At 71.1% G+C, this 26057-nt stretch carries 23 protein-coding genes and 1 pseudogene; 10 read left to right on the top strand and 14 right to left on the bottom strand.

Annotated features, from left to right (window positions below; all coding sequences use genetic code 11):
* Window positions 1–73 precede the first annotated feature (73 nt).
* Complete coding sequence (locus ACFY1E_RS25180; protein WP_389079633.1) at window positions 74–721, bottom strand: chaplin; 648 nt, start codon at window positions 719–721, stop codon at window positions 74–76.
* A gap of 299 nt (window positions 722–1020) precedes the next feature.
* On the opposite strand from ACFY1E_RS25180, the gene ACFY1E_RS25175 reads away from it, so the two are divergent.
* A complete protein-coding gene (locus ACFY1E_RS25175; RefSeq protein WP_389079631.1) occupies window positions 1021–2607 on the top strand; it encodes an alpha/beta fold hydrolase in 1587 nt (528 codons plus the stop codon).
* Between the two features lie 4 nt (window positions 2608–2611).
* Here the strand turns inward: ACFY1E_RS25175 and ACFY1E_RS25170 are convergent, their stop codons facing one another.
* Window positions 2612–3037 carry a MarR family winged helix-turn-helix transcriptional regulator gene (locus ACFY1E_RS25170; protein WP_389079630.1) on the bottom strand — a complete coding sequence of 142 codons (426 nt, stop codon included), beginning with the start codon at window positions 3035–3037 and terminating at the stop codon, window positions 2612–2614.
* Window positions 3038–3116: 79 nt separating this feature from the next.
* On the opposite strand from ACFY1E_RS25170, the gene ACFY1E_RS25165 reads away from it, so the two are divergent.
* The 3 genes from ACFY1E_RS25165 (at window position 3117) to ACFY1E_RS25155 (ending at window position 5434) form a co-directional block, all read left to right on the top strand.
* Window positions 3117–3539 (top strand): PaaI family thioesterase, encoded by a 423-nt coding sequence (locus tag ACFY1E_RS25165; protein ID WP_389079823.1) that lies wholly within the window; start codon window positions 3117–3119, stop codon window positions 3537–3539.
* An 81-nt stretch (window positions 3540–3620) separates the two neighbouring features.
* On the top strand, window positions 3621–4718 hold the full coding sequence (locus ACFY1E_RS25160; protein WP_389079629.1) for a chemotaxis protein: 1098 nt from the start codon (window positions 3621–3623) through the stop codon (window positions 4716–4718).
* 107 nt (window positions 4719–4825) lie between these two features.
* On the top strand, window positions 4826–5434 hold the full coding sequence (locus tag ACFY1E_RS25155; protein WP_389079627.1) for a DJ-1/PfpI family protein: 609 nt from the start codon (window positions 4826–4828) through the stop codon (window positions 5432–5434).
* A 19-nt stretch (window positions 5435–5453) separates the two neighbouring features.
* Here ACFY1E_RS25155 and ACFY1E_RS25150 read toward each other — a convergent pair whose 3' ends face one another.
* The gene (locus ACFY1E_RS25150; protein WP_389079626.1) at window positions 5454–5867 is read right to left on the bottom strand and encodes an SsgA family sporulation/cell division regulator; all 414 of its coding nucleotides are present in this window, start codon (window positions 5865–5867) and stop codon (window positions 5454–5456) included.
* Window positions 5868–6263: 396 nt separating this feature from the next.
* On the opposite strand from ACFY1E_RS25150, the gene ACFY1E_RS25145 reads away from it, so the two are divergent.
* Complete coding sequence (locus ACFY1E_RS25145) at window positions 6264–7658, top strand: PP2C family protein-serine/threonine phosphatase (RefSeq protein WP_389079624.1); 1395 nt, start codon at window positions 6264–6266, stop codon at window positions 7656–7658.
* Window positions 7659–7708: 50 nt separating this feature from the next.
* Here ACFY1E_RS25145 and ACFY1E_RS25140 read toward each other — a convergent pair whose 3' ends face one another.
* Window positions 7709–9199, bottom strand: a complete 1491-nt coding sequence (locus ACFY1E_RS25140; protein WP_389079623.1) for a hypothetical protein — start codon at window positions 9197–9199, stop codon at window positions 7709–7711.
* Between the two features lie 244 nt (window positions 9200–9443).
* On the opposite strand from ACFY1E_RS25140, the gene ACFY1E_RS25135 reads away from it, so the two are divergent.
* Together ACFY1E_RS25135 and ACFY1E_RS25130 are read left to right on the top strand one after the other, a co-directional pair.
* Entirely contained in the window at window positions 9444–10586 is a 1143-nt protein-coding gene (locus ACFY1E_RS25135) for an aminoglycoside phosphotransferase family protein (RefSeq protein WP_389079622.1), read from the top strand.
* Between the two features lie 291 nt (window positions 10587–10877).
* Window positions 10878–12848 carry an N-acetylmuramoyl-L-alanine amidase gene (locus tag ACFY1E_RS25130; protein ID WP_389079621.1) on the top strand — a complete coding sequence of 657 codons (1971 nt, stop codon included), beginning with the start codon at window positions 10878–10880 and terminating at the stop codon, window positions 12846–12848.
* Between the two features lie 6 nt (window positions 12849–12854).
* Here ACFY1E_RS25130 and ACFY1E_RS25125 read toward each other — a convergent pair whose 3' ends face one another.
* Complete coding sequence (locus ACFY1E_RS25125; protein WP_389079619.1) at window positions 12855–13352, bottom strand: hypothetical protein; 498 nt, start codon at window positions 13350–13352, stop codon at window positions 12855–12857.
* 234 nt (window positions 13353–13586) lie between these two features.
* Between ACFY1E_RS25125 and ACFY1E_RS25120 the strand changes: the two genes are divergently transcribed.
* The gene (locus ACFY1E_RS25120) at window positions 13587–13982 is read left to right on the top strand and encodes a VOC family protein (protein WP_389079618.1); all 396 of its coding nucleotides are present in this window, start codon (window positions 13587–13589) and stop codon (window positions 13980–13982) included.
* On the opposite strand, the gene ACFY1E_RS25115 is transcribed toward ACFY1E_RS25120, so the two are convergent.
* The gene (locus ACFY1E_RS25115; RefSeq protein ID WP_389079617.1) at window positions 13983–16895 is read right to left on the bottom strand and encodes an ATP-binding protein; all 2913 of its coding nucleotides are present in this window, start codon (window positions 16893–16895) and stop codon (window positions 13983–13985) included. It abuts the gene before it with no gap.
* A gap of 263 nt (window positions 16896–17158) precedes the next feature.
* Here ACFY1E_RS25115 and ACFY1E_RS25110 point away from each other — a divergent pair, with 263 nt between their 5' ends.
* Window positions 17159–17596, top strand: a complete 438-nt coding sequence (locus ACFY1E_RS25110; RefSeq protein ID WP_389079615.1) for a plastocyanin/azurin family copper-binding protein — start codon at window positions 17159–17161, stop codon at window positions 17594–17596.
* Between the two features lie 4 nt (window positions 17597–17600).
* Here the strand turns inward: ACFY1E_RS25110 and ACFY1E_RS25105 are convergent, their stop codons facing one another.
* The 8 genes and pseudogenes from ACFY1E_RS25105 to ACFY1E_RS25070 form a co-directional block, all read right to left on the bottom strand.
* Window positions 17601–17900: an ABATE domain-containing protein gene (locus ACFY1E_RS25105; protein WP_389079614.1), complete on the bottom strand. Its 300-nt coding sequence runs from the start codon at window positions 17898–17900 to the stop codon at window positions 17601–17603.
* An 86-nt stretch (window positions 17901–17986) separates the two neighbouring features.
* Window positions 17987–18388 (bottom strand): annotated as a pseudogene (locus tag ACFY1E_RS25100) (ABATE domain-containing protein); the annotation flags it as partial.
* A 196-nt stretch (window positions 18389–18584) separates the two neighbouring features.
* Entirely contained in the window at window positions 18585–19490 is a 906-nt protein-coding gene (locus tag ACFY1E_RS25095; RefSeq protein ID WP_389079612.1) for a universal stress protein, read from the bottom strand.
* A 150-nt stretch (window positions 19491–19640) separates the two neighbouring features.
* Complete coding sequence (locus ACFY1E_RS25090) at window positions 19641–19883, bottom strand: DUF397 domain-containing protein (RefSeq protein WP_151478766.1); 243 nt, start codon at window positions 19881–19883, stop codon at window positions 19641–19643.
* A 93-nt stretch (window positions 19884–19976) separates the two neighbouring features.
* The gene (locus ACFY1E_RS25085; protein WP_389079611.1) at window positions 19977–21143 is read right to left on the bottom strand and encodes a thiolase domain-containing protein; all 1167 of its coding nucleotides are present in this window, start codon (window positions 21141–21143) and stop codon (window positions 19977–19979) included.
* Window positions 21140–22186, bottom strand: a complete 1047-nt coding sequence (locus ACFY1E_RS25080) for a thiolase domain-containing protein (protein ID WP_389079610.1) — start codon at window positions 22184–22186, stop codon at window positions 21140–21142. The genes ACFY1E_RS25085 and ACFY1E_RS25080 overlap by 4 nt, the downstream gene beginning before the upstream one ends.
* Entirely contained in the window at window positions 22186–23127 is a 942-nt protein-coding gene (locus ACFY1E_RS25075; protein ID WP_389079608.1) for a Zn-ribbon domain-containing OB-fold protein, read from the bottom strand. The genes ACFY1E_RS25080 and ACFY1E_RS25075 overlap by 1 nt, the downstream gene beginning before the upstream one ends.
* Before the next feature lie 141 nt (window positions 23128–23268).
* The gene (locus ACFY1E_RS25070; RefSeq protein ID WP_389079607.1) at window positions 23269–24069 is read right to left on the bottom strand and encodes a crotonase/enoyl-CoA hydratase family protein; all 801 of its coding nucleotides are present in this window, start codon (window positions 24067–24069) and stop codon (window positions 23269–23271) included.
* A 203-nt stretch (window positions 24070–24272) separates the two neighbouring features.
* On the opposite strand from ACFY1E_RS25070, the gene ACFY1E_RS25065 reads away from it, so the two are divergent.
* The gene (locus ACFY1E_RS25065) at window positions 24273–25883 is read left to right on the top strand and encodes an acyl-CoA synthetase (RefSeq protein ID WP_389079605.1); all 1611 of its coding nucleotides are present in this window, start codon (window positions 24273–24275) and stop codon (window positions 25881–25883) included.
* Window positions 25884–26057: the final 174 nt, after the last annotated feature.

Here is a 26057-nt window from a genome sequence, read left to right as displayed (position 1 = left end):
CGCCCCGCAGCATCCTTGCGGATCTTGCGGGGCGCGTCACGGTGTGATTGAGCCGTTGACCGTGCGGGCGGGCTCAGCGCTCCGAGCGTGGGCGGAAGCGGCGGCGGAGGGCGGCTCCGCCCAGCACCAGGGCGGCGCTCGCCACGGCGGCGGGCAGTGTCCGGTCGGTGCCGGTGTGGGCGAGGGAGGCCGGCGCCTGCCGTGGTGCGGCGCGCTGCACGGTCACGGGCTGCGGATGCGCACGGGCCGGTGCGGGCTTGGTGCAGTGGTGGGTGTGGCCGCCGGAGGTGTTCGTGGACGTGTTGCCGTCGGCCGCGTTGCCGATGCCGACCACGTCGGCCGTGTTCCCGCTGACGTTGACCGGGACGTGCACCGGCAGCTGGACGGTGTCACCGGAGATCACGCCCGGCGAATCCTTTCCGCTGCCGTGGGCCCTGCTGCCGCCGGCGGAGGTGCCGCCCGCACCGTGTCTGCCGCTCGCGCTCTTGTTGCTGCAGCTGTTGCCCACGGCCGGGTTGAGGAGCCCCACCACGTTCACGGTGTTCCCGCACACGTTGACCGGGACGTGCACCGGCAGTTGGACGGTGTCACCGGAGATCACGCCCGGCGAGTCGGCGGACGCGCCGTCCGCCGTGGCTCCGGCATACGCCGGAACCGTCAAGGCCATCGCTCCCGAGGCAGCGGCGACGGCGATCACACCGTTTCGGGTAACCCTTCTCATAGGTTCCCTGCCTTCCAGACATGGTCGCGGGCACATACCCGCGCCGGAGAAGCGGGCACTGGCCCGCACCGGATAAAACGCGAGGGAAACCATCCGAGTTATGGCTTATCGGGCTTTCACTCCATCGAGCGGCCCGGTTGTCGAACGGGCGGCAAAACCGCCGTGTGCGCGGGGAAGGTGCGCACGATAAGGCATCCTGCGCGGTCCCGCCCGCCCGGAGGCGCGCCCTGCGGCATCCGCTTATCGTGATCGAGGGCGCCGTTCTCCCCGGTCCCCGGCGGGCGCCCCGGGAGGCATTGATGCTGGTCAAGCTGTCAACGCGGCCCGCTGTCCGACGCTTCGCCGTCACCGGAGCCGTAGGCCTGTCCCTGCTGGCCGCAGGGCAGCCCACGGCGAGCTCGGACGGCTCCGGGCCCGACCTGTCGCGGTTCTACCGGCAGCAGCTCACCTGGTCCGGGTGCCAGGGCGACGACATGCCCAAGGATCTCCAGTGCGCCAAGGTCACCGTCCCCCTCGACTACGCCAGCCCGAAGGCCGGCACGCTCGACCTGGCCCTCGCCCGCTACCGGGCGACGGGCAAGAAGCGGGGTTCGGTGCTGCTGAACTTCGGCGGCCCCGGCGCCGGGGGCGTCAGCCAACTCGCCTCCGGCGGCGAGGACTTCATGAGGCTCACCAACGGCTACGACGTGGTGACCTTCGATCCGCGCGGGGTAGGCAGGTCCTCGCCGGTCAGCTGCGGAGACGGCTCCGAGGAGGCCTCGGCCGCGGCCGACGGGATCGCGGAGAGCAACGATCCGCGGGCCGTGCTGCGGCAGTTGAAGGAGGCGGCCGCCGAGTGCGCGAAACACTCGGGTCCCGTACTCCCCCACATAGGCACGGTGAACGCCGCTCGCGACCTGGACGTGATGCGTGCGGCGCTCGGCGACAAGAAGCTCAACTACCTCGGCTTCTCCTACGGGACCCGGCTCGGCGCCGTGTACGCGGCCGAATTCCCCAAGAAGGTCGGGCGGTTGGTCCTCGACGGAGTGGACACGCTGACCGAACCGATGTCCGAACAGGGAGTCGCGGGCGCCGAGGGACAGCAGACGGCCCTGGACGACTTCATCACCTGGTGCACCAAGGACATCGCCTGTCCCTTCGGCCAAGAACCGCGAGACGCCCGTGAGCAGGTCGTGCATCTCGTCGACTCCCTCGACAAGGACCCGTTGCCGACGGACTTCGGCCAGGAATTCACCGGGCAGGATCTCGTGGGGGCGATCAGCCAGGCGCTCTACAGCAAGGACCTGTGGCCGTCGCTGGAGCGCGCGATCGCCGAGCTGGTCGAGGACGGCGACGCGCGCGGGGTGCTGGGCTTCTCGTCCGGCGGGGCCGCGCTTCCCTTCCGGCAGCACGCCGGGGGCGGCCTGGTCGACGAGAACGAGGTCCCGCTCGACAATCTTCCGGCGGCGCTCATGGCGATCAACTGCGCGGACGATCCCGATCGCCCCGGCGTCGACCGGATCGTCAAGGACCTCGGCCGGCTGCGCGCCGAGTACGAGCAGGCCTCCCCGGTCTTCGGCCGCTACCGTCTCACCGAGCTGCTGATGTGCTACGGCCGTCCCAGGGGCACCGACTTCATCCGCGACCGTGTGCACGACGTCCACACCCCGAAGATGCTGCTCGTCGGCACCCGCGGCGATCCGGCGACGCCGTACCGCTGGACCGTGGAGACGGCGAAGCGGCTGGGCCCCTCGGCCGTGGTCCTCGACAACAAGGGCGAGGGCCACACCGGTTACGCGTCCTCCAAGTGCGTGCAGGGCAAGGTCGACGACTTCCTGCTCTACGGCAGCCTGCCGCCAACCGGCAGCTCGTGCGGTCCGGAGGGCGACGAGACCCCGGCCACCTGAGGTGTCAGCTCTCCCAGGATGCGAGCTGCTGCAGCGCCCCCGCCGTCCGTACGAACCCGTCCTCGCCGAGCAGCGCCCGCAGTTCCGCGTTCAGGCGGTCGACCTCCGGCTGTGCGGCGCGCAGGGCGGCGATGCCCGCCTCGGTCAACTCCAGCCTCACGGCCCGGTGTTCATGGAGATGCTGCTGCTTGAGCAGGAGGGCCGCCGCGGTGAGCCGTCCGACGAGGGCGGTGACGGCGGATTCCCGCAGACCGAGGATGCGGGCCAACTCCTGCTGGGTGAGCCCGGGCTGGTCCTGCACCGCGAACAGCGCGCCGAGCTGGGCGGTGGTGACGCCGGCGGCGGCCAGACAGCGGCGGTCGACCGTCGTGCGCAGCTGGTGCGCCGCCCGCTGCAGCAGGAAGTAAAGACGCTGATCAGGCTCGGACATGGGCCGATCTTGACAGACGGCACATGCCCGCGCCACCCTCACTTCACTAGTGAAGTGAGCTGGAGAGGTGAGCAGGACGATGGATCTGGACCTGGCCCGCAAGATCCTCGCCCAGCAGCCTTTCAGCAGGCTGCTGGGCGCCCGGGTGACGGAGTTCGGGGACGGCGAGGCCACCCTCGAACTGGACGTCCGGGAGGAGCTCCTCCAGCAGTACGGCTTCGTGCACGGCGGGGTGCTCTCCTACGCGGCCGACAACACGCTGACCCTCGCCGCGGGCACCGTTGCGGGGGCGGGGCTGATCACGTCCGGGTTCACCATCGACTACCTGCGCCCCGCCATCGGCGAGATCCTGCGCGCCCACGGTCACGTGGTGCGGGCCGGCCGCACCCGCGTCGTCACCCGCTGCGACCTGATCACGGTCGACGCCACCGGGGCGCAGACCCTGTGCGCCGTGGCGCAGGGGAACATCGCGGCGATCGAGCCGAACGGCGAGCAGCGGTAGGCCGGAAGCCGGAATTGTTCTGATTGCCCAGCACCGCCGCCCCTAATGCCCTTTGGGGGAAACAGCCCTATCGTGCTTGGTATGGAGCACGACCTGAGTCCCTCAACCCTCTCCGAGCTCCGGCGCCCGCGCGCCTATCCGGCCGTGTCGGTGCTGACGCCCACACACCGCCGGGAGCCCGAAAACGCCCAGGATCCGGTCCGGCTGCGCAATGTGGTGGCCGAGGCCAAGAAGCAGCTGGAGTCCGATCCCGCGGTGACCCGCGAACGGCGCTCCGAAGTGGTCCGTCAGCTCGACCAGGCCCTTCAGGAGGTGGATCTGGCGCATGCCGAGGACGGCCTGGTGATCTTCGCCGCCCCGGGTGAGCACCAGGTGTGGTCGCTCGCCCGTACGGTGCCGGAGCGCGTGGTGCTCTCGGACACCTTCCTGACCCGCAACCTCGTCTCCGCGCAGGCGGCCGAACGGCCGTTCTGGGTCCTGTCGGTCTCCTCCGACCGAGTCACCCTGTGGAGCGGCGGCACCGACCGCGTCACGGAGGACCGAACCGGCGGATTCCCCATGACCAGACGCCCGGTGAACTTCGACGCCGAGCGGCAGGAGCGCATCGGCGACATGCCGAGCACCTTCCGCGACGAGGACACCCGCCACTTCCTGCGCGAGGCCGACGCCGCGATGGGCATGGTCCTGCGCGAGCAGCCGCGGCCGCTCTACGTCACGGGTGAGCAGGCGGCCCTGTCCGCGATGGACGAGGTCGGCAGCGTCACCAAGGAGGCGGTGCACGTGCCGCACGGCGGTCTCGCACACGGCACACCCGACGCCGTATGGCAGGCGGTACGGCCGAAGGTCGCCGCCGAGGCACGGAAAAGCACCGAGGCCGTGGCCCGGGAGCTCGAAGCCGCCCGCGGCCGCAAGGCGTTCGCCGCCGGTGTCGACGAGGTCTGGCAGAGCGCCCGCGAGGGCCGCGTACGGCTGCTCGCGGTCGAGGAGAACTACCGCGTGACGGTGCGCGACGTCCTCGGCGGCCATCTGATCCCGGCCGAGAGCGGCGACCTGGACTCCCGCGAGGACATTGTGGACGAGATCGTCGAACAGTGCCTGGAGACGGGTGCGGACGTCCGCTTCGTCCCGGACGGGATGCTGGGCGACGCCCACGGGATCGCGGGAATCCTGCGCTACTGAGCCCCGCCCCCTCGGCGCGGGCCACCGCTCGCCGATTGGCCCGCGACCCGGGCACGACACCGCTGGCAGACTGCTGTCTCCTGGTGCCGTGCCTCGAGGAGATGTTCATGCAGGTCGCCGTGGTCACCTTCGACGGATTCAACGAGCTGGACAGTTTCATCGCCTCCGCGCTGATCAACCGGTGCCGGAAGGACGGTCTGGAGGCCTTCATCACGACGCCCGAGCCCGTGGTCGTCTCCATGAACGGCGTCGAGGTGACCGGGCAGCGCCCCATGGAGTTCGTGACCGAGGCCGATGTCGTGCTGATCGGCAGCGGGGTGAAGACCCGGGACGTGGTCGCCGACGACCGGCTGATCTCCCGGCTGCCGCTCGACCCCGCACGGCAGTTGATCGGTGCCCAGTGCTCGGGCGCCCTGGTGCTCGCCCGGCTCGGGCTGCTGCATTCCATGCCCGCCTGCACGGACAGGACGAGCCGGCCGTTCGTCGAGGCCTGCGGCGTCTCCGTGCTGGACGCGCCGTTCCATGCCGAGGGGAACATCGCCACGGCGGGCGGCTGTCTGGCCTCGCAGTATCTCGCCACCTGGGTCATCACCCGCACGCTCGGGGAGGAGGCCGCCCGCGGCGTCCTCGACTACGTGGCCCCGGTGGGCGAGAACGAGCAGAGCGTCGAGCGCGCCCTGCGTGCCGTCCGCGCGGGCGAGGCCGCACTGCGCTGACGGCCCGCGAACCGGCACCTCAGACACTGCCGAACAGCGAGTTCAGCCCCTCCTCGACGGCCGCGCCGACGTCCTCCTGCCCGGCCGCCACCACGGCATAGCTGCGCAGCAGGAACCGGCGCAGGGCCGCGGTGTCGAACTGGAGCAGGGCCAGGCCGCAGGGAGAGTGCAGCTCCATCACGGTACGGACCTGTCCGCACGGCCAGATGTGCACGTCGCCGTGCCCGGCGGGACGGCGCAGACCCTCCTGCAGCAGGGCGCGGCCGAAGGTCCAGGTCACTCCTGTGCCGTCCAGGGAGACCTCGGGCGGGAAGTCGAGGTGCACGGCCAGCGGGTCCGTGGCGGCATAGCGCAGCGTGGCGGGAACCGCGAGCTCCCGCTCGTCGGCGGTGATGAGAAGGCCGCGGGCGGGCTGCTCGAGGGTGAGTTCCATGGTCGGTCTCCACTGCGGTCGGAGGTCGGCCGGATTACCGGTGTGCTTGTACGACCCCGCAGGAGGCGTTTGCATTACGTCGAAGCGCTTGCGAATTTATGTGACGTGCGTCACTCGACGTGGCTTAGAACAAGTGGGCGTCGAACGCACGGCTGAACGCGCATCCGAAATTCACAACAACCCTTCAAATCGCGTACGCTGCCTACGACTTGACCAGCCTGCGACGTACGCCGTTCGCACCGCACGACCACTCCGTGAAGACTGTGGCATATGCCAGAAGCACCACCGTATCGTGTGTTGCCAAATCCCTTACGGCGCGTCGCGGGCTGTGCCACAGTCGTAACGGTCCTTCAAGCCGCCTGCCCCGGTCGAACCGTCCCCGCATCGGAGTGCGTCATGCCGTCCCACCTCTCTGCGGATCACCCAGCCGCCCAGCCGCCAGGACGCGGCTCGGTCGAGGCGCTGATATCGCAGACGCGACGGCTCAAGGGCGATGTGGACGCCGTACGGCAGGACGCCCGCGGCGACGGCTCGGACCCGCAGGAGCGGTGGCAGCGCGCTCTGTGCGATCTGGCACTGCACCAACTCAGCGACCTCGACACCCACTTGGGGCAGCTGCGGGACGGGCCGCCACCCGTTCCCTCCGCGCCCCGGCACGACTCGCTGCTCAGCCGGGTCGGCAGCGCCGAGTGGAACCTGCTGACGGACGAGGCGACCTGGTCCGGCGAGCTCTACCAGATCCTGGGCCGCGACCCCGCCACCCCCGCACTCACCCTCGACGAACTGCCCTCCCTCGTGCTGGACGAGGACCGCGCCAAGCTGACCGCCATGGTCACGGACTGCCTCGTCGACGCCAAGCCCATCGACGGCGAGTTCCGCATCGTGCGCCCGGACGACGAGGTGCGCACGGTGCACATGATGGGCGAGCCCGTGCTCGACACTGACGGCAGCACCGCCTCGATGTGGGCCGTACTGCGGGACGTCAGCGAACTGCGCCGCAGCCAGAAGGTGGTGAGCGAGACCCGTGACTCGCTGCAGCGCCACCAGCACCGCGCGCAGACCGAGCACCGGCTCGCGGTCGAGTTGCAGGAGGCCGTGCTGCCGCCCTGGCGCGGCTCCCTGCGGCTCCCGCAGCAACGGCCCGAGACCCTGGACCTGGCGGCGCACCATCTGCCGTCCTCGACCAGTGCCCTGATCGGCGGCGACTGGTACGACGCGCTCGAACTGCCCGACGGCCAGACCCTGCTGAGCGTGGGTGACCTGACCGGGCACGGCGTGGCCGTCGCCTCGGGCATGGCGACGCTGCTGGGCGCCGTGCGCGGCATGGCGATGGCCGGCACCGAGCCCGGGCAACTGATGGCCTGGCTGAACCAGTTACTCGACGCCACCGTGCAACCCGCCCTCGGCACCGCCGTCTGCTGCCGCTACCGACCCGAGACCCGCACGCTGGCCTGGTCACAGGCAGCACACCCCGCCCCACTGCTGTTCCGCAACGGGACGGGGCGCAGGCTGCATGCACCGAACGGCGTCCTGCTCGGCGCGACCTCGCAGGCCTCCTACCAGCAGGCGGAAGAGACCCTTGAGCCGGGCGATCTGCTCCTGCTGCACACCGACGGGCTGGTGCCCGGGCGCGGGAGTACGGACACCGTGGCCGTGGACCAACTCCTCGACCTGGCCCCCCGCTTGGCCGAGGCAGAGACCGCGCAGGACTGCGTACGGATGGTCGTGGAGGAGTACGGCGAGGCCGACCGCGAGAACGACGCGTGCCTGCTCGCCGCCAAGGTGAGGTGAACCGCCCGGGTGCCCCGGTGAGATGAAGCAGCGACAGCTGCACAGGCCCCCTATGCCCGTGCGCTGTTGCCGCCCTTCGCCGTCCTGGGCAACGCGAGTTTGATCTCCTCCCGCAGCTCGTGGATCTTCGGGTAGCTGGAGTACTCGGCGGTGAGCCGGTACATCTGGCGCAGCCGGTCCCAGGTGCGGTGGGAGGAGTTGGAACCCATCGACATCAGAGCGAGGCGTGCATAGCGGTCGGCCTGTTCGGGGTCGTCGGCGATGAAGCAGGCCGAGGCCATGGACAGGAAGTCGAAGATCTTCGACCGCTGCCGTCCGTCGACCCTGAGGGCCAGTGCCTTCTCCGCGTAGTGCTGGGCGTGCACGGCCGCTCCCGGCTCGTGCTCGGCCAGGGTGCGGTAGGCCAGGGCCTGCATGCCGTACAGGTCCTCCTCCTTGAACATCTGCATCCAGCTCGGCGGCGGCACATCGCCCCGGTCGGAGACGAAGAGGTCCTCCGCCCGGCCGAGGGTGCGGCGCATCGCCTGGCCCTTGCCCATCGATGCCTGTGCCCAGGCCTCGATGGTGTACAGCATCGCCCGGGTGCGCGGCAGCACCTCGTCGCCGGAGCCGGACTGGGCGAGCTTCATCAGGTCCAGTGCGTCGTCGGGCCGGCCCAGGTGCACCATCTGGCGTGCCGCCCGGGAGAGTGCCTCTCCGGCGCGGGGCCGGTCGCCGCCCTCTCTTGCGGCATGGGCGGCGATGACGAAGTACTTCTGGGCCGTGGGCTCCAGGCCGACGTCGTGCGACATCCAGCCCGCGAGGACGGCGAGATTGGCGGCGACCCCCCACAGGCGTCGCTGGAGATGGTCGGGGTGACGGTAGGCGAGCATGCCGCCCACCTCGTTGAGCTGGCCCACGACTGCCTTGCGCTGCAGCCCGCCGCCGCGGGCGGCGTCCCAGGCCCGGAACACCTCGACCGAGCGCTCCAGTTCCTCGATCTCCTGCGACCCGATGGGAGCGGCCTCGTAGCGGTCGAACCCGGCTGGGTCCGCGTGCAGGGGATTGTCGAAGTCGGGAGCGTCGGCGGAGAGGGTCGGATCGGTGTGCAGCCAGTCGTGCATGGCGCTGCTGAGTGCGGATCCTGCGGTGAGCGCGACACCCGCGCCCACCAAGCCGCGTCGGTTGAGCATGAGGTCCATTCCCGTGAATTCGGTGAGGACCGCCGCGGTCCGCTCGGGCGCCCACGGCACACCGTCGGGATGTTCCACAGTCCCGGCGTCCTGCCGTTTCCCCGCACGCCCGTGCCGGACCAGACCGAGGTCCTCGATGGTCACGACACGGCCGAGTCGCTCGGTGAACAGAGCCGCCAGCACCCTCGGCACCGGATCGCGCGGGATCTCTCCCATGTCGATCCAACGCCGCACGCGGGAGGTGTCGGTCGACAGCTGGGGGTGGCCCATGGCCGCCGCCTGCCGGTTGACCAGCCTCGCGAGTTCACCCTTGGACCAGCCGGCCAGGCCGAACAGGTCCGCAAGGCGGGTGTTGGGTTGTCCGCTCACGTCAAGCCCCCAGGTTCTCGGCTGAGTTGACAGTAGCCCGGTGCAAGTTGCCGGGCGACTATTCGCCAGGGTTCGCCAGGGTTCGCCAGATGGTGTGCCACTGGGCATCGGGTGTCAGGTAGGAAAGCGCCACCCCGACCCGGTCGCCTTCTGGAACAAGGGATGCATTCCCCAGGGTGCACCCGGGGCGCCGGGCCGGGGAGCGCATTGTCGTCGCAGGCACACGAAGGGATCTGTTTCGCCCATGTACGCAGCATCGTCCTCCGTGTCCGCCCCGCCCCGGTCGCTGCATTCCCGCCCGGCGGGCAGCGGCCCCTACCTCGATCCCGCCGCGCGTCCGGCGGCCCCCGCGCTCGGCGCGGCCCGGACGCGGCGCGTGCCGGGTCTCGGCACCCAACCGCTCAGCGGGAGACTCGACTTGTCCGGCCCCCAGGGCGCCCAGCTGCGGACGGCGATCGCCTCGGTGCACCGGATCTGTCCCGAGTTCGCTCCGGTGCAGGTGCTGCGCCGCAGCGGCCGGTCCGTGCTCCTGGTCGGTACGACGGGGCGCAGCACGGCCGTCGCCAAGTGTTTACTGGACCACTCCCCAGCCTGGGCCGAGCGGATCCGCCATGAAATAGCGGCATACCGCTCGTTCGTCCGGCACCGCCCGCCGGTGCGGGTGCCGAGACTGATCGCGGCGGACCCGGACAACTGCACACTGGTCATCGAGCGGATGCCGGGGCGGGTCGCGGCACTGCAGCGGCACCCGATCGAGGCCCCGCCCCGTGCGGACATCAGGGCGGCCCTCGGCGCGATCTGCCGGCTGAACGCGTGGCGGCCACCGGCGGGCACCTTCGACGCCCCGCTCGACTACGCGACCCGTATCTCCCGCTACCACGAACTGGGCCTGCTCACCGACCGCGACATGGGCGACCTGCAGAAGCTGCTGCACGGCATCGCGCACTCGGCGGGCCGGCAGGGCATGGGCCAGTTCTGCCACGGAGACGCGCTGCTCTCGAACATCCTGCTCTCACCGGCCGGTCCAGTGCTGGTGGACTGGGAGCACGCGGGCTGGTACCTGCCGGGCTACGACCTGGCCACGCTGTGGTCGGTGCTCGGCGACGCACCGGTGGCCCGCCGTCAGATCAGCCAGATCGCGCAGTCGGCGGGCCCGGCCTCACGGGATGCGTTCCTGGTGAACCTGATGCTCGTACTGACCCGTGAGATCCGTACCTACGAAACAGCCGTGCAGCGTTCGATGCACGACACGACCCCGGCGGCACCGGGAGTGGCCCACCCGGGTGCTGCGCCGTCCGGCGAGGAACAGCGGCTGCTGCTCAGGCGGCTGCACGACGACTGCCAGCTGGCCCGTCGGGCCGTACGCGCGGCGGTCGGCACTCGCTGACGGGGACGAAGGTCCGCGGTGCGCCCAGGACAGCGGCGTACCGCGGACCTTCGTATGTGCGCACCTACGCGGCAGACCTTCCGGAAAAGCCTGCGCGCAGGGCCATTGGTGTAAGCCACTGACGCCCCGCAGGCCCGCACACCGCCGCCGGGGAAACTCCTCCACGCTCGTGTTGACATGGGAAATCTCCTGCTTCTGGGCATGATTGACGGATCGTCGGCCAGCGGGTACCACTGACCCACCGCTCGGCCCTGCACGCCCCGCCACGCTCGTCCGTCCCAGGAGGCTGCATTGCGAGGATCTGCCACCGACCCCACGTCCGCACCCGGCCACAGACGCGCCCGCAGAACTGCCGGCGCCCTCGCCGCTGCGGCCCTGCTGCTGCCGCTGCTCGGGGCGGCCCCGTCCGACGCCAGGCCCGCCGAGGACCGGCTGCAACAGGCGTTCGCCTCGGCGTCCGCCGAGTACCACGTGCCGCAGAGCGTGCTGCTGGGCGTGTCGTATCTGCAGTCCCGGTGGGACGCGCACGGGGGCGCGCCGAGCGTGTCCGGCGGTTACGGCCCGATGCACCTCACCGATGCCCGTACGGCGATCGCCCGCACCGCGCGCCACAGCGACGGCACGGGGGACGCCCGCGGGGACACGGCCCGCGCCGCCCTGCACCCGGACACCAAGGTGCCGGAGAACTCCGAACTCCCGCCCCGGCTCAAGACGTTGCCGAGGGCGGCCGGCCTGACCGGGCTGAGCGCCGAACGGCTCCGTACGGACCCGGCCGCCAATGTGGCGGGCGGTGCCGCGCTGCTGGCCGCCGAGCAGCGGGAGCTGGGTGAGCCGCTCAGCGCGGACCCGGCTCAGTGGTACGGGGCGGTGGCCCGGTTCTCGGGCGCGGAGGACACCGGGACGGCGGCGGCCTACGCGAACGACGTGTACGAGGTGATGCGTACCGGCGAGCAGCGGACGACGGACGCCGGGCAGCACGTCGTGCTGACCGCCCAGCCGGATCTCGCCCCCGACACCGCGCAGCTGGAGAAGTCCGGCCTGCGCACCGTCTCCGCGGGCGGTACGGAGTGCCCGAAGTCGGTGTCCTGCCAGTGGATCCCGGCGCCGTACGAGGAGTTCGGGGACAACGACTACGGCAACCACGACCTGGGCGACCGCCCCGCCTCGCAGAGCATCCGGTACATCGTCATCCATGACACCGAAGGCACCTGGGACGGGGTCCTGAAGCTGGTCCAGGACCCCACCTACGTGTCGTGGAACTACACCCTGCGCTCCACGGACGGCCTCATCGCCCAGCACGTCAAGGCCAAGGACGTGGCCTGGCACGCGGGCAACTGGTACATCAACGCCAAGTCGATCGGCCTGGAGCACGAGGGCTTCCTCGCCGCGCCCGACGCCTGGTACACGGAGGCGATGTACCGCGCCTCGGCGCGCCTGGTGCGGTATCTCGCGGCGAAATACCGTATCCCGCTGAACCGGCAGCACATCCTCGGTCACGACAATGTGCCCGGCCCGACGACGTCGACCATCCCGGGCATGCACACCGACCCCGGCCCGTTCTGGGACTGGCGGCACTACTTCGAGCTGCTGGGCCATCCCTTCCGGAAAACCGCAGGCAAGAGCGGCGGGCTGGTGACGATCCGGCCCGACTACGAGGCCAACCAGCCGGAGTACACGGGCTGCGTCACCAAGGACGAGCCCTGCGCTGCGCACGGCTCGAGCGAGGTGCGGCTGTACTCGGATCACGACGAGCACTCGGCCCTGATCAAGGACGTGGGTCTGCACAAGAACGCCGACTCCACGATCGACGTCAATGACGTGGGTTCCCGTGCCTCCACCGGCCAGCAGTTCGCGGTGGCGGGCCACTACCGGGACTGGACGGCGATCTGGTACCTGGGCCAGAAGGCATGGTTCAAGAACCCCAAGAAGCACCGGACCGCGGTGGACGCGTCGGGTGACGTGGTCACCCCGAAGCCGGGTCTGGACAGCGTCCCGGTGTACGGGCGGGCCTACCCGGAGGCCTCGGCGTACCCGGCCGAGGTGCCCGCGCAGGCGGTGTCGCCGCTGCCGTACACACTGCCGAAGGGGCAGAAGTACGTGGTCGGCGACAAGGTGCCGGGCGAGTACTACTACGCGGTCACCTTCACCACCGACTCACACCGGGTGGTGGTCGGAAAGGACCTGTACTACGAGATCCAGTTCGGACACCGGGTGGCGTTCGTACGGGCCGCGGACGTGCAGGTGGTGCGGTCCCGCCGGTAGCCGGTGTCAGCCCTGCTGGAACAGCTCCGCCGGGAGCGGCTTCAGCAGGGCGTACAGGTCGTCGGTGATGGGGCGGTCCCAGGCGGCGATGGTCACCAGGACGTTGTCACTGCGGTCGAACTGCACGCAGGAGATGCGGGTCTCGGAGAGCTTGAGGCGGCGCACGATCAGGAGGTTGTCGCCCTGCATGACCGGCATGTCCTCGACGCCGACGACGCTCACCTCCTCCTCGTTCTCCAGCGCGATCAGCAGCTGGGCCACCTCGAAGGGGATCTCGTCCTCGGCGGTCTCGCGGGCCGGGGAGCCCTCGGGCAGATTGCCGATGATCATCGCGGGGCCGCGGCCGCCGAACAGGTCGTAGCGCAGGAAGACGCCCTGACAGGTGCCGTCGGGGGCGGGCAGCAGGCCGGCGCCCAGATTGCCGGGCCAGTCGCCCGGGTCCATGGCCAGAACGTCGAAGTCGGGCCCGGCGGGGGTGGCGCTGCGGCGGCGGAGGAACGACATGTCGCCAATGGTACGTGGACCCTGCCGGTTGGTGGGGCGGGGGCGGTCGTCGTTCGGGTGCGGGTTGTGGAGGTCGATCGCGCCCCCGCGGCGGAGCCGCATATCGATGCAGCCCCGTACCCCTGGGCGGTTTCCTTCGGATCAAGCCCCTCCTGATACCCGTGGTCAATAAGATCTCGGACCTGTCGGGCGGGCGACCGACGCCGAGCCCCCTTCGCGCTGTCTGGGAGAAGCATGACAAGCAGGTTCACCGAGTTGACCGTTGACTGCCATGATCCGGAGAGGCTCGCGGCCTTCTGGTGCGAGGTCCTGGACTTCAAGGTGATCGACCGGAGCGAGGGCAAGGTCGAGATCGGCTCCTGGGTGCCGACCGTCGAGGAGATCCGGGCCCGCCAGATGCCTCCCACCCTGATGTTCATCCGTGTGCCCGAGGGCAAGACCGTCAAGAACCGGCTTCACCTCGACGTCAGCCCGATCGACGGCAGCACCGCGGACGAGGTGAACAGACTGCTCGGTCTCGGCGCCGTGAAGGTGGACGTGGGCCAGGGCCCGGACCGCAACTGGGTGGTCATGGCTGACCCCGAGGGCAACGAGTTCGACGTTCTGCGCACCCTGGCTCCACAGGACTAGCTAGCCCTGAGGCGCCACCCCTGGTGTTGGCTGTCCGGGGCCCAGCGCTGCGCCCAGGCCCGTGATCTCTGTGCCCATCTTTCGGTAGACGGCGGAGAGGAGGCGGACGACCGTTGGCATGTCCAGGTGCAGTTGGTCGGCGATCTCCGCCTCGGTGCAGCCCTCGGCGGCCAGGGTGGCGACCGTGCGTTCCCGGGACGTCAGGGTGTCCGTCTCGGTGCTGTGCAGGCGGCGGGGGCGGAGGCCTGCTGCGGCCAGTTCGTCCCGGGCTGTTTCGGCGAGGCCGTCGGCGTTGCACTGGACGGCGGCGTCGAGGCCTCGGTAGAGGTGTTCGGCGGCGTCTCGGGGGCGGCCGGTGCGGCGGAGTTCGGTGCCCAGGGCTACGAGTGCGCAGGCGAGTTCGTAGGCGGCCGGGGAGCGCTCCAGGTGGGCGACGGACTCCTCCAGGTATTTGATGCGGGCCGAGCCGGAGGAGACCTCGGCGGCCGTGCGCAGGGCCTGGCCGATGGCGGACGGGGTGCCGAACTGGCGGGCGCGGGCGAGCGCTTCGAGGGCGGTGGCGACGGCGCGTTCGGGGGTGTCGTGGCTCTCGGCGCGGGCGAGGTGGAGCTGCCAGGGGCACCAGGCGGGGTTGCGCATGCCGCGCGGTTCCAGGCGGCGGCCGGCGGCGGCCAGCTCCTCGGCCGCTTCCTTGGTGAGGCCGCGGGCGAGCAGGAGTTCGCCGTGCACGGTCTGGGCGTCGGGGAAGACGACGGCGGCCGGGAAGGGTGCCCCGAAGGAGTAGTCCTCGGCGATCTGCGCGGCCTCGGTGATGCGGCCGCGGGCGAGGAGGACCTCGATGAGGATGCCCACGGCGTACCAGTGGGCGGGGGTGCCGGGGCCGACGCGCTCGGCCAGCCGGAGTCCGGCCATGACGAAGTCCTGGGCCTCGGAGAGCCGGCCGCGGCGGTAGCGGACGTAGGCGAGGAGTGTGTAGGCGAAGGAGAGGTGGGCGCCGCGCCAGCCCTGGCGTTCGAAGTCGGCGATGCCGCTCGCGAACAGCTCTTCGGTCCGCCCGGGCCGGTCGGCGTACATGAAGGCGAGGGCGACCAGGACGGGCACCTCGAAGCCGCGGTCGGGTTCGGCCCAGCCGAGGCCGCCGGTCAGGGCGCGTTCGGCGTGGTGGAGGGCGACACGGGCGGGTTCGCCGCGCAGGACCGCGTCCCAGGTGCGCAGGCCGATGATGTAGCGCTCGGTGAGGTCGCGGCCGCTGAGGCGGTCGGCGAGCCGGGTCAGGCGGCGGGAGCGGGAGGGGTGGTCGGGTTCGTCAGCGCGGAAGGCGTCCCACATGAACTGTTCGGCAGTCATGCGCAGCTTGACGCGGGCGTCGTCGGTGACGCGGATCTCGCGGGCGAGCGTGTCGGAGGCCTCGGCGAGGCGGTCGCTGTGGGCGAGGACCTGGGAGAGTCGGTAGACGATGTGCTGGCGCAGACGGGCGTCGGCGATGGGTTCTTCCAGGGCGGCGCGCAGGTGGTTGACGGTGGTGGCGGGTTCGGTGAGCAGGGAGGCGGAACCGAGTTCGTAGAGGACTGCGGCGCGGTCCTCGTAGGGCGGGGGTTCGCGCAGGGCGCGGGCGAGGTAACTGCGGGCGGCGTCGGGGGCGCCGGCGCGGAGGGTCTCCTCGGCTGCGGCACGCAGTTGCTGGACGACCCAGTTGTCGCCGTCGGGGTGGGTCTCCAGGAGGTGGCGGGCGGCGGCGGAGGGCCCCTGTCCTTCGTTGATCACGCACCAGGCGGCCTGGCCGTGCAGGGCGACGCGGACGCCGGGCGGGATGGCCCGGTAGACGGCGGTGGCGATCAGGGGGTGGACGAACTCGAGGGTCTCGGCGCCGGTGAGGATACGGGCGCCGCGCAGGGCGTCGGCGGCGTCGGCGGCCTCCTCGTGGCCGAGTCCCGCGACGGCGGCGGCGAGCAGCGGGGGGATCTCGGTGCCGAGGACGGCGCAGGCCCAGGCGAAGCGCACGGTGGAGGTGCCCAGGCGTTCCAGGCGGGCGACGAGCCCGCTGCCCTTGACGGCGGCGGCGAGGTCGCGCAGCAGATGGGCGCCGGTCTCGGTCGGGGTGAGGCCGCGGTCGCGCACCTTGGCGACGAGCTCGACCGTCTCGAACGGGTTGCCGGCGGTGACGGCCCAGCACTCACGGCAGAACGCGTCGTCGGCGTGCGCACCGAGTGTCTCCCGTACGAGGCGGGCGACGGCGGCGGCGCTCAGCGGTTCCAGGTCGAGGGGGCGGCCGCCCGCGCGCCCCGGTAATCCCTTGAACGACTCGGCGTGGTCGGGGAGTTCGTCGGGCCGGTAGGCAACGACGACCAGCAGCGGGAGCTGTTCGGCGCGGGGCGCGAACGCGGCGAGCCAGCGCAGGGATTCGGAGTCGGCCCAGTGGGCGTCGTCGAGGACCAGGACCATCGGGGCGCGCAGCACGGCGAGATGGGTGAGCACCCAGTCGAGGCCGTCGCGCAGGCCCTGCTGGTCGGGCGGGGCGCCGTCGGTGGGGGCGCACAGGCCGAGGGCGGGGCCGACGATGTCGTACCAACTGCCCAGCGAGGCCCGCAGTTCGGTCTCGGCGGACCCGGCCAGTTGGGGCTGCAGCAGTTGGCGGGCGACATGGAAGGCGACGCGCTGTTCCTGGTCGCCGCCGCGGGCGGACAGCACGGTGCAGCCGCGGGCGGCGGCGCGCCGGCGGACCTCGGCGAGGAGGGTGGTCTTGCCGATGCCGGCCCGCCCGGCGAAGGCGAGGAGTGCGCCGCGGGGGCGGTCGGACGGTTCGGCGCCGTCCCTGCGCAGCCCGGTGAGCTCTCCCAACGCCTCGTCCACTGCGGCGAGTTCACTCTCGCGTTCGAAGATGGTGCGGTTGCTCCGCACGCTGCGCTGCCCCATGGCGTACCCCCTGCCACGGTGGTACGCCCGCGCGGGGAGCGGGCGCGCTCCGTGACCTACAGGCACCTCAGCGTACGCCTCGGGGGCGTCGCGCGACCCGGTCTGTGGATTTCTGACCGAACCGCTTCAGGGACTGTTTCCCCGCGGTGGAGTCTGTCCTGAACACCGGAACATCTCCATGCGTATCCCCCATAGAGGGTCTCCCTCCACAGATGCTGACAAGCCAGACGAGTGGCGGGCAGACCCGGAAGGGGATGAGCCACATGGCACTCACGGCACGCAGGGCCCGTACGACGCGTACGGCACTCGGGGTCACGGCGTCGGCCTTCGCCGCCGCTCTCGTTCTGGCCGCCTGCTCCAGCGGGGGCGGGGGAGGTGGCTCGGCTTCCTCCGGCGCCTCCTCGGGCGCGAGCAAGGCCTCGGGGACCCGGGTGACGGTCACCGAGACCGAGTACGGGCTGAAACTGTCCCGGTCGTCGTTCACACCGGGCACCTACACCTTCGTCGCCGACAACAAGGGCAAGATCACGCACGCCCTGTCCATCGACGGCCCCGGCGTGGAGGACGCCAGGACCAAGAACATCCAGGGCGGCCAGGAGGCGAACCTGACGGTGACCTTCAAGAAGGGCTCGTACGACCTGTACTGTCCGATCCCGGGTCACAAGCAGCTCGGGATGAACAAGAACATCCAGGTCGGCTGAGCTCTCACGCCCCCGGTGGGTCTTGTACCGGTCGTGGTGGCGAGCGACGCATGCGCGGTTTCCGCAGCAGGGCTTGCACCACTCCTGGCGCGGGTGCTCCTTGAGGAGGCAGCGCACGCAGCCGCTGCCGGTCGGGGCCGGCGAGGAAGGCGACCGCGGCCTGGGCGAGGGTCGCCGTGAGGTCGTGCGCGCCGTCGGCCACCGTGGTGTGGACGGCGGGGTCGGCGCCGTCGGGCCGGTGGAGCACGGGGACGGTCGGGGTGCGGGCGGCCGCGGCGTTGAGGCGTGCGACGGCTTCGGGCACGGGCAGCAGACGGGCCGCGTGGGCGCGGCTGGGTTCGGCGGGGCGTACGGCGTGGGCAAGAGTGCACGGACTGCCGCCCGCAGCTCGCGTACGGCGGTGAGGCTCGCCCGGTCGGCGGCGCAGGCCGCGGGGTCCGGCACGATCTCGGGGTGGGCGAGGACCCAGGTGGTGAGCCCTGCGGGGTCCGCCAGGTCGTCGGCGCCGCCGCCGTGTCCGTCGTGGCGGACGGTGAGGGCGAGGTCGAGAGCGAGGCGGTGTCCCGCGCGAGCGGTTCCTGCACGCGTCTGACGGTAGGTGCGCCGGTTTCCACTAGCGCCCGACGGGGACGGTTCATGACGGAAGTGCGTCGGCTGCTGCGCGAGCTTGAGGTGTTCGCGGGCGAACTCCCGCGGGGACGCGCCGGCCGCATGCCGTGACCGTATCGACGGCCGGTGCGGCGGGAATCCGACGGCTCGGACGCTGTTCCTCAAAGGCCCTTCGCGGCCCACACCTTCTGCCGGCCGCAGCAGGCCCGCAGGTCCGGCTCCCGGGAACCGTCCTGGTGCGGCCCTGCACCATGTCGACGCCCACGGCAGCCGCCTCGAGGGGCGCGGGGAACTGCGCGACAAGCCCCCACGCACCTGCACCGCCCCCGCGCACCGCCGGCGGTCACGTTCCACCGCGGGACCAGCCCGGCGCCGGCCCTCACTCCTCCCCCATCACCGGCGGTACCACCGCCACCGGGGCCGCCGCGTGCAGCAGGACCGCCTGGGCGACCGAGCCCATCATGCGGGCGGGGGCCAGCAGACGGCGTCGGTGGCGGCCCACGACGACCAGCCTGGCGTCCTTGGAGGCCGCGACCAGCTGGCCTGCCGCGTCGCCCGGCATCGCGTAGGTGTCGACGGGGACGTCGGGGTGTCTTGAGCGGTGCGGGGTCAGGAAGCCCTCGGCGAGGGTCCAGGTCTGGTTCTCGATGGCGTTCTGGTCGACCATCGGCGGGGTGAGTTCGCCGGGGGTGGTCCAGGTCTGCACGGGCCACATGTAGGCGGCGACCACATGGAGGCGGGCACCGCGCAGCCCGGCCTCGGTGAAGGCGAAGTCCAGGGTCGCCTCGTCGGGGCTGTCCACCTGCAGGCCGACGACCACGCGCGGGCCGGGCTCGACCGGTACGTCGCCGTGCACCTCACGGCCGGGCCGTGGCACCACCACGACGGGGCACTCGGCGTCGCGGGCGGCGGCCATGCCGTTGGAGCCGAGCAGCAGGCTGGCGAAGCCGCCGCGCCCTCGGGAGCCGAGCACCAACAGCTGGGCACCGGCGCCGAGTTCCGGCAGGAGGGCGCCCGGCACCCCCTCCAGGCCGTGGTACTCCACGGCCGGCAGGTCGGTCCGCCCCTTCAGATACGCGCGCACCTGGCCGAGCACCGGGTCGTCGCCCGGCTCCGGCGGCCCGGCGGCAAGGATGTCGGGCTGCACCCAGGCGGCGTACTGCCGCACATGGACCACCCGCAGCGGCACCGCCCGTCGGCGGGCGTCGTCGAGGGCCCAGTCCAGGGCGCGCAGGCTGTCGTCCGAACCGTCGACCGCCGCGATGACCGGCAGGGTGCTGCTCATGGGTTCCTCATCTCCCGGAGACGGCCTTCCCTTCCCGGGGCCAGCCTCGCTCAGGCATCGGCCCGGGAAGGGCGCTCAAGGTCGCGTGTCCGCAAAGACGGGTGGAACACCCCCGGATCGGCCCGTCGGCTCAGCCGCACGGCCGCCGGGTCAGGTCAGGTCGAACTCTCCTTCCCGCGCCCCCGACACGAACGCGCCCCATTCCGCGGGCGTGAAGATCAGGGAAGGGCTTTCCGGGCGGCCGCTGTTGCGCATCGCGATGAATCCCTCGACAAAGGCGATCTGGACATCCCCCAGGCCACGGCTGCTCGAGTGCCAATCGGCGTTGCTCAGGTCCAGCTCAGGCTTGTCCCAGCCCGCAAGCGGGTGCTGCTGGATGGTGCTCTCGGCCACGTCCGTGCTCCTCCCGATTCGTCGTCCGCGGCCAGCCTAGCGATCGGTTTCTGATGTCAACAGGCCACGTGAGGGGGACCTTTCCGGAGTCTTCTACGTCTCCGGGGGTTCGCTCCCCACGAGCCACATCGAGAAGAACTGCGATCCGCCCCCGTAGGCGTGTCCGAGGACCCGACGGGCCCCTTCCACCTGGTGTTCTCCGGCCTGTCCGCGCACCTGGAGCGCCGCCTCGGCAAAACGGATCATGCCGGAGGCGCCGATGGGGTTGGTCGACAGGACACCGCCCGACATGTTGACGGGCAGGTCCCCGTCCAGCTCGGTCACCCCGGATTCGGTGAGTTTCCAGCCCTCGCCCTCCTCGGCGAAGCCGAGGTTCTCCAGCCACATCGGCTCGTACCAGGAGAACGGCACATAGATCTCGGCGCCGTCGATCTCGCGGCGCGGGTCGGTGATCCCGGCCTGGCGGTAGACGTCGGCGGCACAGTCCTTGCCGGCCTGCGGCGACACGGCGTCCTTGCCGGCGAACAGGGTGGGCTCGCTGCGCATGGCGCCGCCCAGCATCCACGCGGCCGGCCGGGGCGCACGGGCCGCGCCGGCCCGGTCGGTCAGCACCATGGCGCAGGCGCCGTCGGAGGACGGGCAGGTCTCGGAGTAGCGGATCGGGTCCCACAGCATGGGCGAGGCCTGGACCTTCTCCAGGGTGATGTCGTGCTCATGGAGGTGGGCATACGGGTTCTTCAGGGCATTGCGCCGGTCCTTGTACGCCACCAGCGAGCCGACCGTGTCGGGCGCGCCGGTGCGCCGCATGTACGCGCGCACATGCGGGGCGAAGAAGCCGCCTGCCCCGGCGAGCAGCGGCTGCTGGAAGGGGATCGGCAGGGACAGGCCCCACATGGCGTTGGACTCGGACTGCTTCTCGAAGGCCAGCGTCAGCACAGTGCCGTGGACGCGCGCCGCGACCAGATTGGCGGCGACGAGCGCCGTCGAGCCGCCGACGGATCCGGCGGTGTGCACCCGCAGCATCGGTTTGCCCACCGCGCCGAGCGCGTCGGCGAGGTAGAGCTCGGGCATCATCACGCCCTCGAAGAAGTCGGGCGCCTTGCCGATGACGACGGCGTCGATGTCGGCCCAGGTCAACTCGGCGTCGTCGAGGGCTCGTTGGGCGGCCTCTCGCACAAGTCCCGCGATCGACACGTCCCGCCGCGCCGCCACGTGCTTGGTCTGGCCGATGCCTACGACGGCCACGGGCTCCTTGCTCATCGCGGATCCCCTTCGAGTACGGCGACCAGGTTCTGCTGCAGACAGGGCCCGGAGGTGGCGTGGGCGAGCGCCCGGTCGGACTCGCCCCGGTGGATGCCGGCGGCGGCCTCACCCATGCGGATGAGCCCGGCGGCCATGATCGGGTTGGCGGCGAGGGCCCCGCCGGACGGGTTGACCCGCACCTCGTCGCCGAGCCGCAGTGCCTTGCGCAGCACGATCTCCTGCGAGGGGAAGGGTGCGTGCAACTCGGCGGTGTCGACGGGCCGTTCGAAGGCCCCCGCTTTCTCGGCGGCCAGCCGGGTGGAGGGCGAGTCCGTCAGGTCGCGGACACCGAGTCCGTGGGCTTCGATGCGGTGGTCGATGCCGCGGATCCAGGCGGGCCGTTCACACAGTTCCCGGGCCCGCTCCCCCGCCGCGAGGATCACGGCGGCCGCGCCGTCGCCGATCGGCGGGCAGTCTCCGGTGCGCAGGGGCCGTACGAGGTAGTCCCCTTGCGGCACCGAACCCCGCAGCTGGGCATGGGAGTTGGCGGTGGCGTCCGCACGGCTGCGGGCGGCGACGGCGGCGAGCGCGGGCTCGTCGGTGTCGCCCGCATCGATCAGGGCCTGCGCCTGAAGGGCGGCCAGGGCGACGGAGTCGGGCCACAGGGGGGCCACGTAGTACGGGTCGAGCTGCCGGGTCAGGACGTCGCGCACGGAGCCGGGCGAGGACTTGCCGTACGAGTAGACGAGGGCGGTGTCGGCGTCCCCGGTGAGGAGTTTCGTCCACGCCTCGTACAGGGCCCAGGCGCCGTCCATCTCCACGTGCGACTCGGAGATCGGCGGCCAGGCGCCGACGCCGTCGAGGGCGAGGGTGAAGGAGAACGCGCGCCCGGCCAGGTAGTCGCTGGAGCCGGAGCAGGTGAAGCCGATGTCGGCGGTCTTCAGCCCGGTCTGGTCGAGGACGTCGTGCAGCACCGGCATGAGCATCTCGACCTCGGAGAGCTCCTCGCTGGTGCGGCGGTGGTCGGTCTGGGCGAAGGCCACCAGTGCTATGTCACGCATCACAGCAGCTCCTTGTACGTCTCGTAGTCCGCGTCGGGCTCGCCGGCGGGCCGGTAGTGGTCGGGGTAGCGGGCCCCCTCGGTCCACACCGGTTCGACGCGCAGACCCATGCGCACCTGGTCGTAGGGGATGCCGCCGATACGGCCGTGCAGCGCGAGGCCGGCGCCGTCGAGGGCGATGTGGGCGTAGACGTACGGCACTTCGATGTCCAGGTTCTTCGCCTTGATGTTGACGATGCAGAAGGTGGTGACCGTGCCGCGCGGCCCCACCTCGACCTGTTCCGACGTGGCGACGCCGCAGGTGGGGCAGGCGCCCCTGGGCGGCACGTAGACCTTGCGGCAGGAGGGGCAGCGTTCGCCGACGGTCCGCCGCTCGGAGAGGGCGTTGATGTAGGCGGTCTGGGCGCGGCCGGGCGAGTAGGTGTAGTCGAGGCGGGCGTGGGCGACGATGCCGCTGATCGCATCCTCGAACTCGCCGGTGTGGCCGCCGGTTCGGGCCGGTTCGCCGTCGTGGGGCTCGAAGCAGGCGATGTCGGTGATGGCGCCTTCGCGTGCTTCGGACCAGCGGATGCGGACACGCATGCCGGTGCGTACGGCGTCCGGTCCGGGAACGTCGAGGGCGTGCAGCAGGGCGGTGTCGGCCCCGTCGAGACGGACCAGGACCCAGGCGAAGGGGGTGTCGAGGGGCTGTCCGCGGCGGGGTTCGTGGTTCCAGGCCCAGGTGGTGACCGTACCGGTGGGTGCGACCTCGACCAGGTCGCGGATCTCCTCGGCGGTGACGGGGTCGTACTCGACGGGCGGGACGAGGACACGGCCGTCCCCGGTCCTCACCCCGAGGACGACACGCTCACGCAGACCGGTCAGAAAGGCGCTCTGCACGGGCCCGAGGGAGCGGGTGAAGGGGAATTCGACGGCGAGGGGAGCCTTGAGGACTTCGGCCACCGGGGCTACCTCCTTGAGAGAACGACGGTCAGGACGCGCCCCTTCAGGGGCACGGGGCTGTGACATGTGCGGCTCCGCCGCGTGGCCGCGACCAGCCACATCCGGCCCGCAGTCTCCAAACCGGCCTGAGCCGGCGCAGCACTACGCGCGCCTGTAAACGGGCAGCCGTTTCTCCGCAAAGGCACGCGCCCCCTCCCTGGCATCGGCCGTGTCGAAGACCGGCCACCCCCGCTTGAGTTCGGAGGCGAGCCCGTCCGTCTCCGTCATCTCGGCGGTCTCGTAGACGGACGCCTTGACGGCCTCCACGGCGAGCGGACCGCAGGCGTTGATCTGTTCGGCGATCTCCAGAGCCTTGGCGAGGGCGGTGCCGTCGGGCACGACATGGCCGATCAGGCCGATGTCGGCGGCCTCCCGGGCCGTGTAGGGGCGCCCCGTGAGCAGCATCTCCAACGCGTGGGTGCGCGGGATCTGCCGCTGCAGGCGCACCGTCGAGCCGCCGATCGGGAACAGCCCCCGCTTGACCTCGAAGAGCCCGAACGTCGCCGACTCCCCCGCGACGCGGATGTCGGTGCCCTGGAGGATCTCCGTGCCGCCCGCCACGCAGTAGCCCTCGACGGCGGCGATCACCGGTTTGCGGGGGCGGTGGTGGCGCAGCATCGCCTTCCAGTGCAGGTCCGGGTCGGCCTTGAGGCGGTCCCGGTGGTGCTCGCCCTCCATGCCCTGACCGGCCAGGGCCTTGAGGTCCATGCCGGCGCAGAACGCGCCGCCCGCACCGGTCAGCACGACCGAGCGGACGGCATCGTCCTCGTCGGCCTCGATCCAGCCGTCGTAGAGACCGACCAGCATGGACAGCGAGAGCGCGTTCTTGGCGTCCGGCCTGTTGAGCGTGAGCACCAGTGTGGCGCCTTCGCGCTGCACGGTGAGGTGTTCGGTCCCACCCATCACCCATCTCCCCTCTCAAAGAACGAGAACAGGTTGCAGTAGGCGGGGAGCCACTTCAAGGGTTTTCTGACAGACAGTCAGATTTCTTCGCGCGGGCCCTTCACAGTTGCCGCCCGCTTTGCTCTGATGACCGGCGAACCGACGGATGCGCCTTTCTTCGCCATGGCTGTTCTTCGTCATGGCTGCCGGGGTCAGGAGGAGCGGTGGAGTACAACCTTGCCGACCTGTTCGAGTCGGTCGTCGACGTGGTGCCGGAGCGCGAGGCGCTGGTGTACATCGACCACCCGGGCACGGGCGCGGAGCGACGCCTGACGTACGAGGAGCTGGACGCGGCGGCGAACCGTATCGGCCACCATCTGATCGACGCCGGGATCCGCCCCGGCGAACACCTCGGGCTGCATCTCTACAACGGCATCGAGTATCTGCAGACGGTGTTCGGGTGCCTGAAGGCGCGGATCGTCCCGGTCAACGTCAACTACCGTTACGTAGAAGACGAGTTGGTGTACCTGTACCGGGACGCCGATCTGGTGGCGCTGGTCTTCGACGCGGAGTTCGACGAGCGGGTGGCGGCGGCGCTGCCGCAGTGTCCGAAGCTGCGGCATCTGGTGCGAGTGGGCGGGGCGCAGGGCGGGGTTGCTGCCGTTCCCTTCGCCGAGGCCGAGGCGGGCGGGTCGCCGGAGCGCGGCTTCCCGGCGCGCTCGGGCGACGACCAGTTCATCATCTACACCGGCGGCACCACCGGGATGCCCAAGGGCGTGATGTGGCGCCAGGAGGACCTGTTCTTCTCCGGTCTGGGCGGGGGCGCGCCCACCGGTGAGCCGATCAGGAAACCTCAGGAGCTCGCCGAGCGGGTCGCGGCCGGTGGCTCCGGGATCACCTTCTTCCCCACTCCCCCGCTGATGCACGGCACCTCCACCCTCACCTCGTTCATCGGCTTCAACTTCGGGCAGCGGGTCGTGATCCACCGCAAGTTCGTGCCCGAGGAGGTGCTGCGGACGATCGAGAAAGAGAAGGTCACCAGCATCTCGCTGGTCGGCGACGCGATGCTGCGGCCGCTGATCGACGCCCTGGCCGGACCCATGAAGGGCACGGACTGCTCGTCGGTGTTCAGCGTGTCCTCGTCCGGCGCGGTGCTCTCCGAGACGGTGCGCCGGCAGTTCCAGGAACTGCTGCCGAACGCGATGCTGCTGAACAACTACGGCTCCTCCGAGTCCGGTTTCAACGGCACGGCGACGGCCGACTCCGGGGCCGGGCAGTCCTTCCGCATCCGCGTCAACTCTCGTACGCAGGTGGTCGATCCGGCCACCCACGAGCCGGTCGCCGCGGGCGAGGTGGGCCGGGTCGCACAGTGCGGCCACGTCCCGCTCGGCTACTACAACGACCCGGAGAAAACCGCCGAGACCTTCTTCGAGAAGGACGGCGAGCGGTGGGTGCTGCTCGGCGACATGGGGACAGTGGACGAGGAGGGCGTGGTCACGGTCCTCGGACGCGGCTCGCAGTGCATCAACACCGGGGGCGAGAAGGTGTACCCCGAGGAGGTCGAGCAGGCCCTGAAGTCCCATCCCGACGTGTACGACGCGCTGGTGGCCGGGGTGCCGGACATGAAGTGGGGCAATCACGTGGCGGCGGTGGTGCAACTGCGCGAGGGCGCGCCACGGCCTTCGCTGGAGGATGTGCAGTCCTACTGCCGTACCCATCTCGCCGGTTACAAGATCCCGCGGCAGCTGGTGATCACCGAGGCGATACGGCGGTCGCCCAGTGGCAAGGCCGACTACCGGTGGGCCCGGGAGGTGGCGGTCGCGGCGGACCGCTAACCGCTAGCCGGAAAGCCGGGGCCCGCAGTGGGCCGTGCGGGGCGGCGGGCGTACTCTTTGCGCGCGGTTGACCCGGGTGTTTGAACGGAGGGTGACGCAGGGCCGTACGCGAGGTTGGCGGCTCGGCCCTGCGGGCCCGGTCCGCCGTGCCATCAGCGGTTTCGCACGGAAGGA

The organism is Streptomyces sp. NPDC001604, assembly GCF_042893475.1.
Taxonomy (GTDB): domain Bacteria; phylum Actinomycetota; class Actinomycetes; order Streptomycetales; family Streptomycetaceae; genus Streptomyces.
Note: the sequence above shows the minus strand (reverse complement) of the source record. Positions and strands in the feature narration are given on the sequence as shown.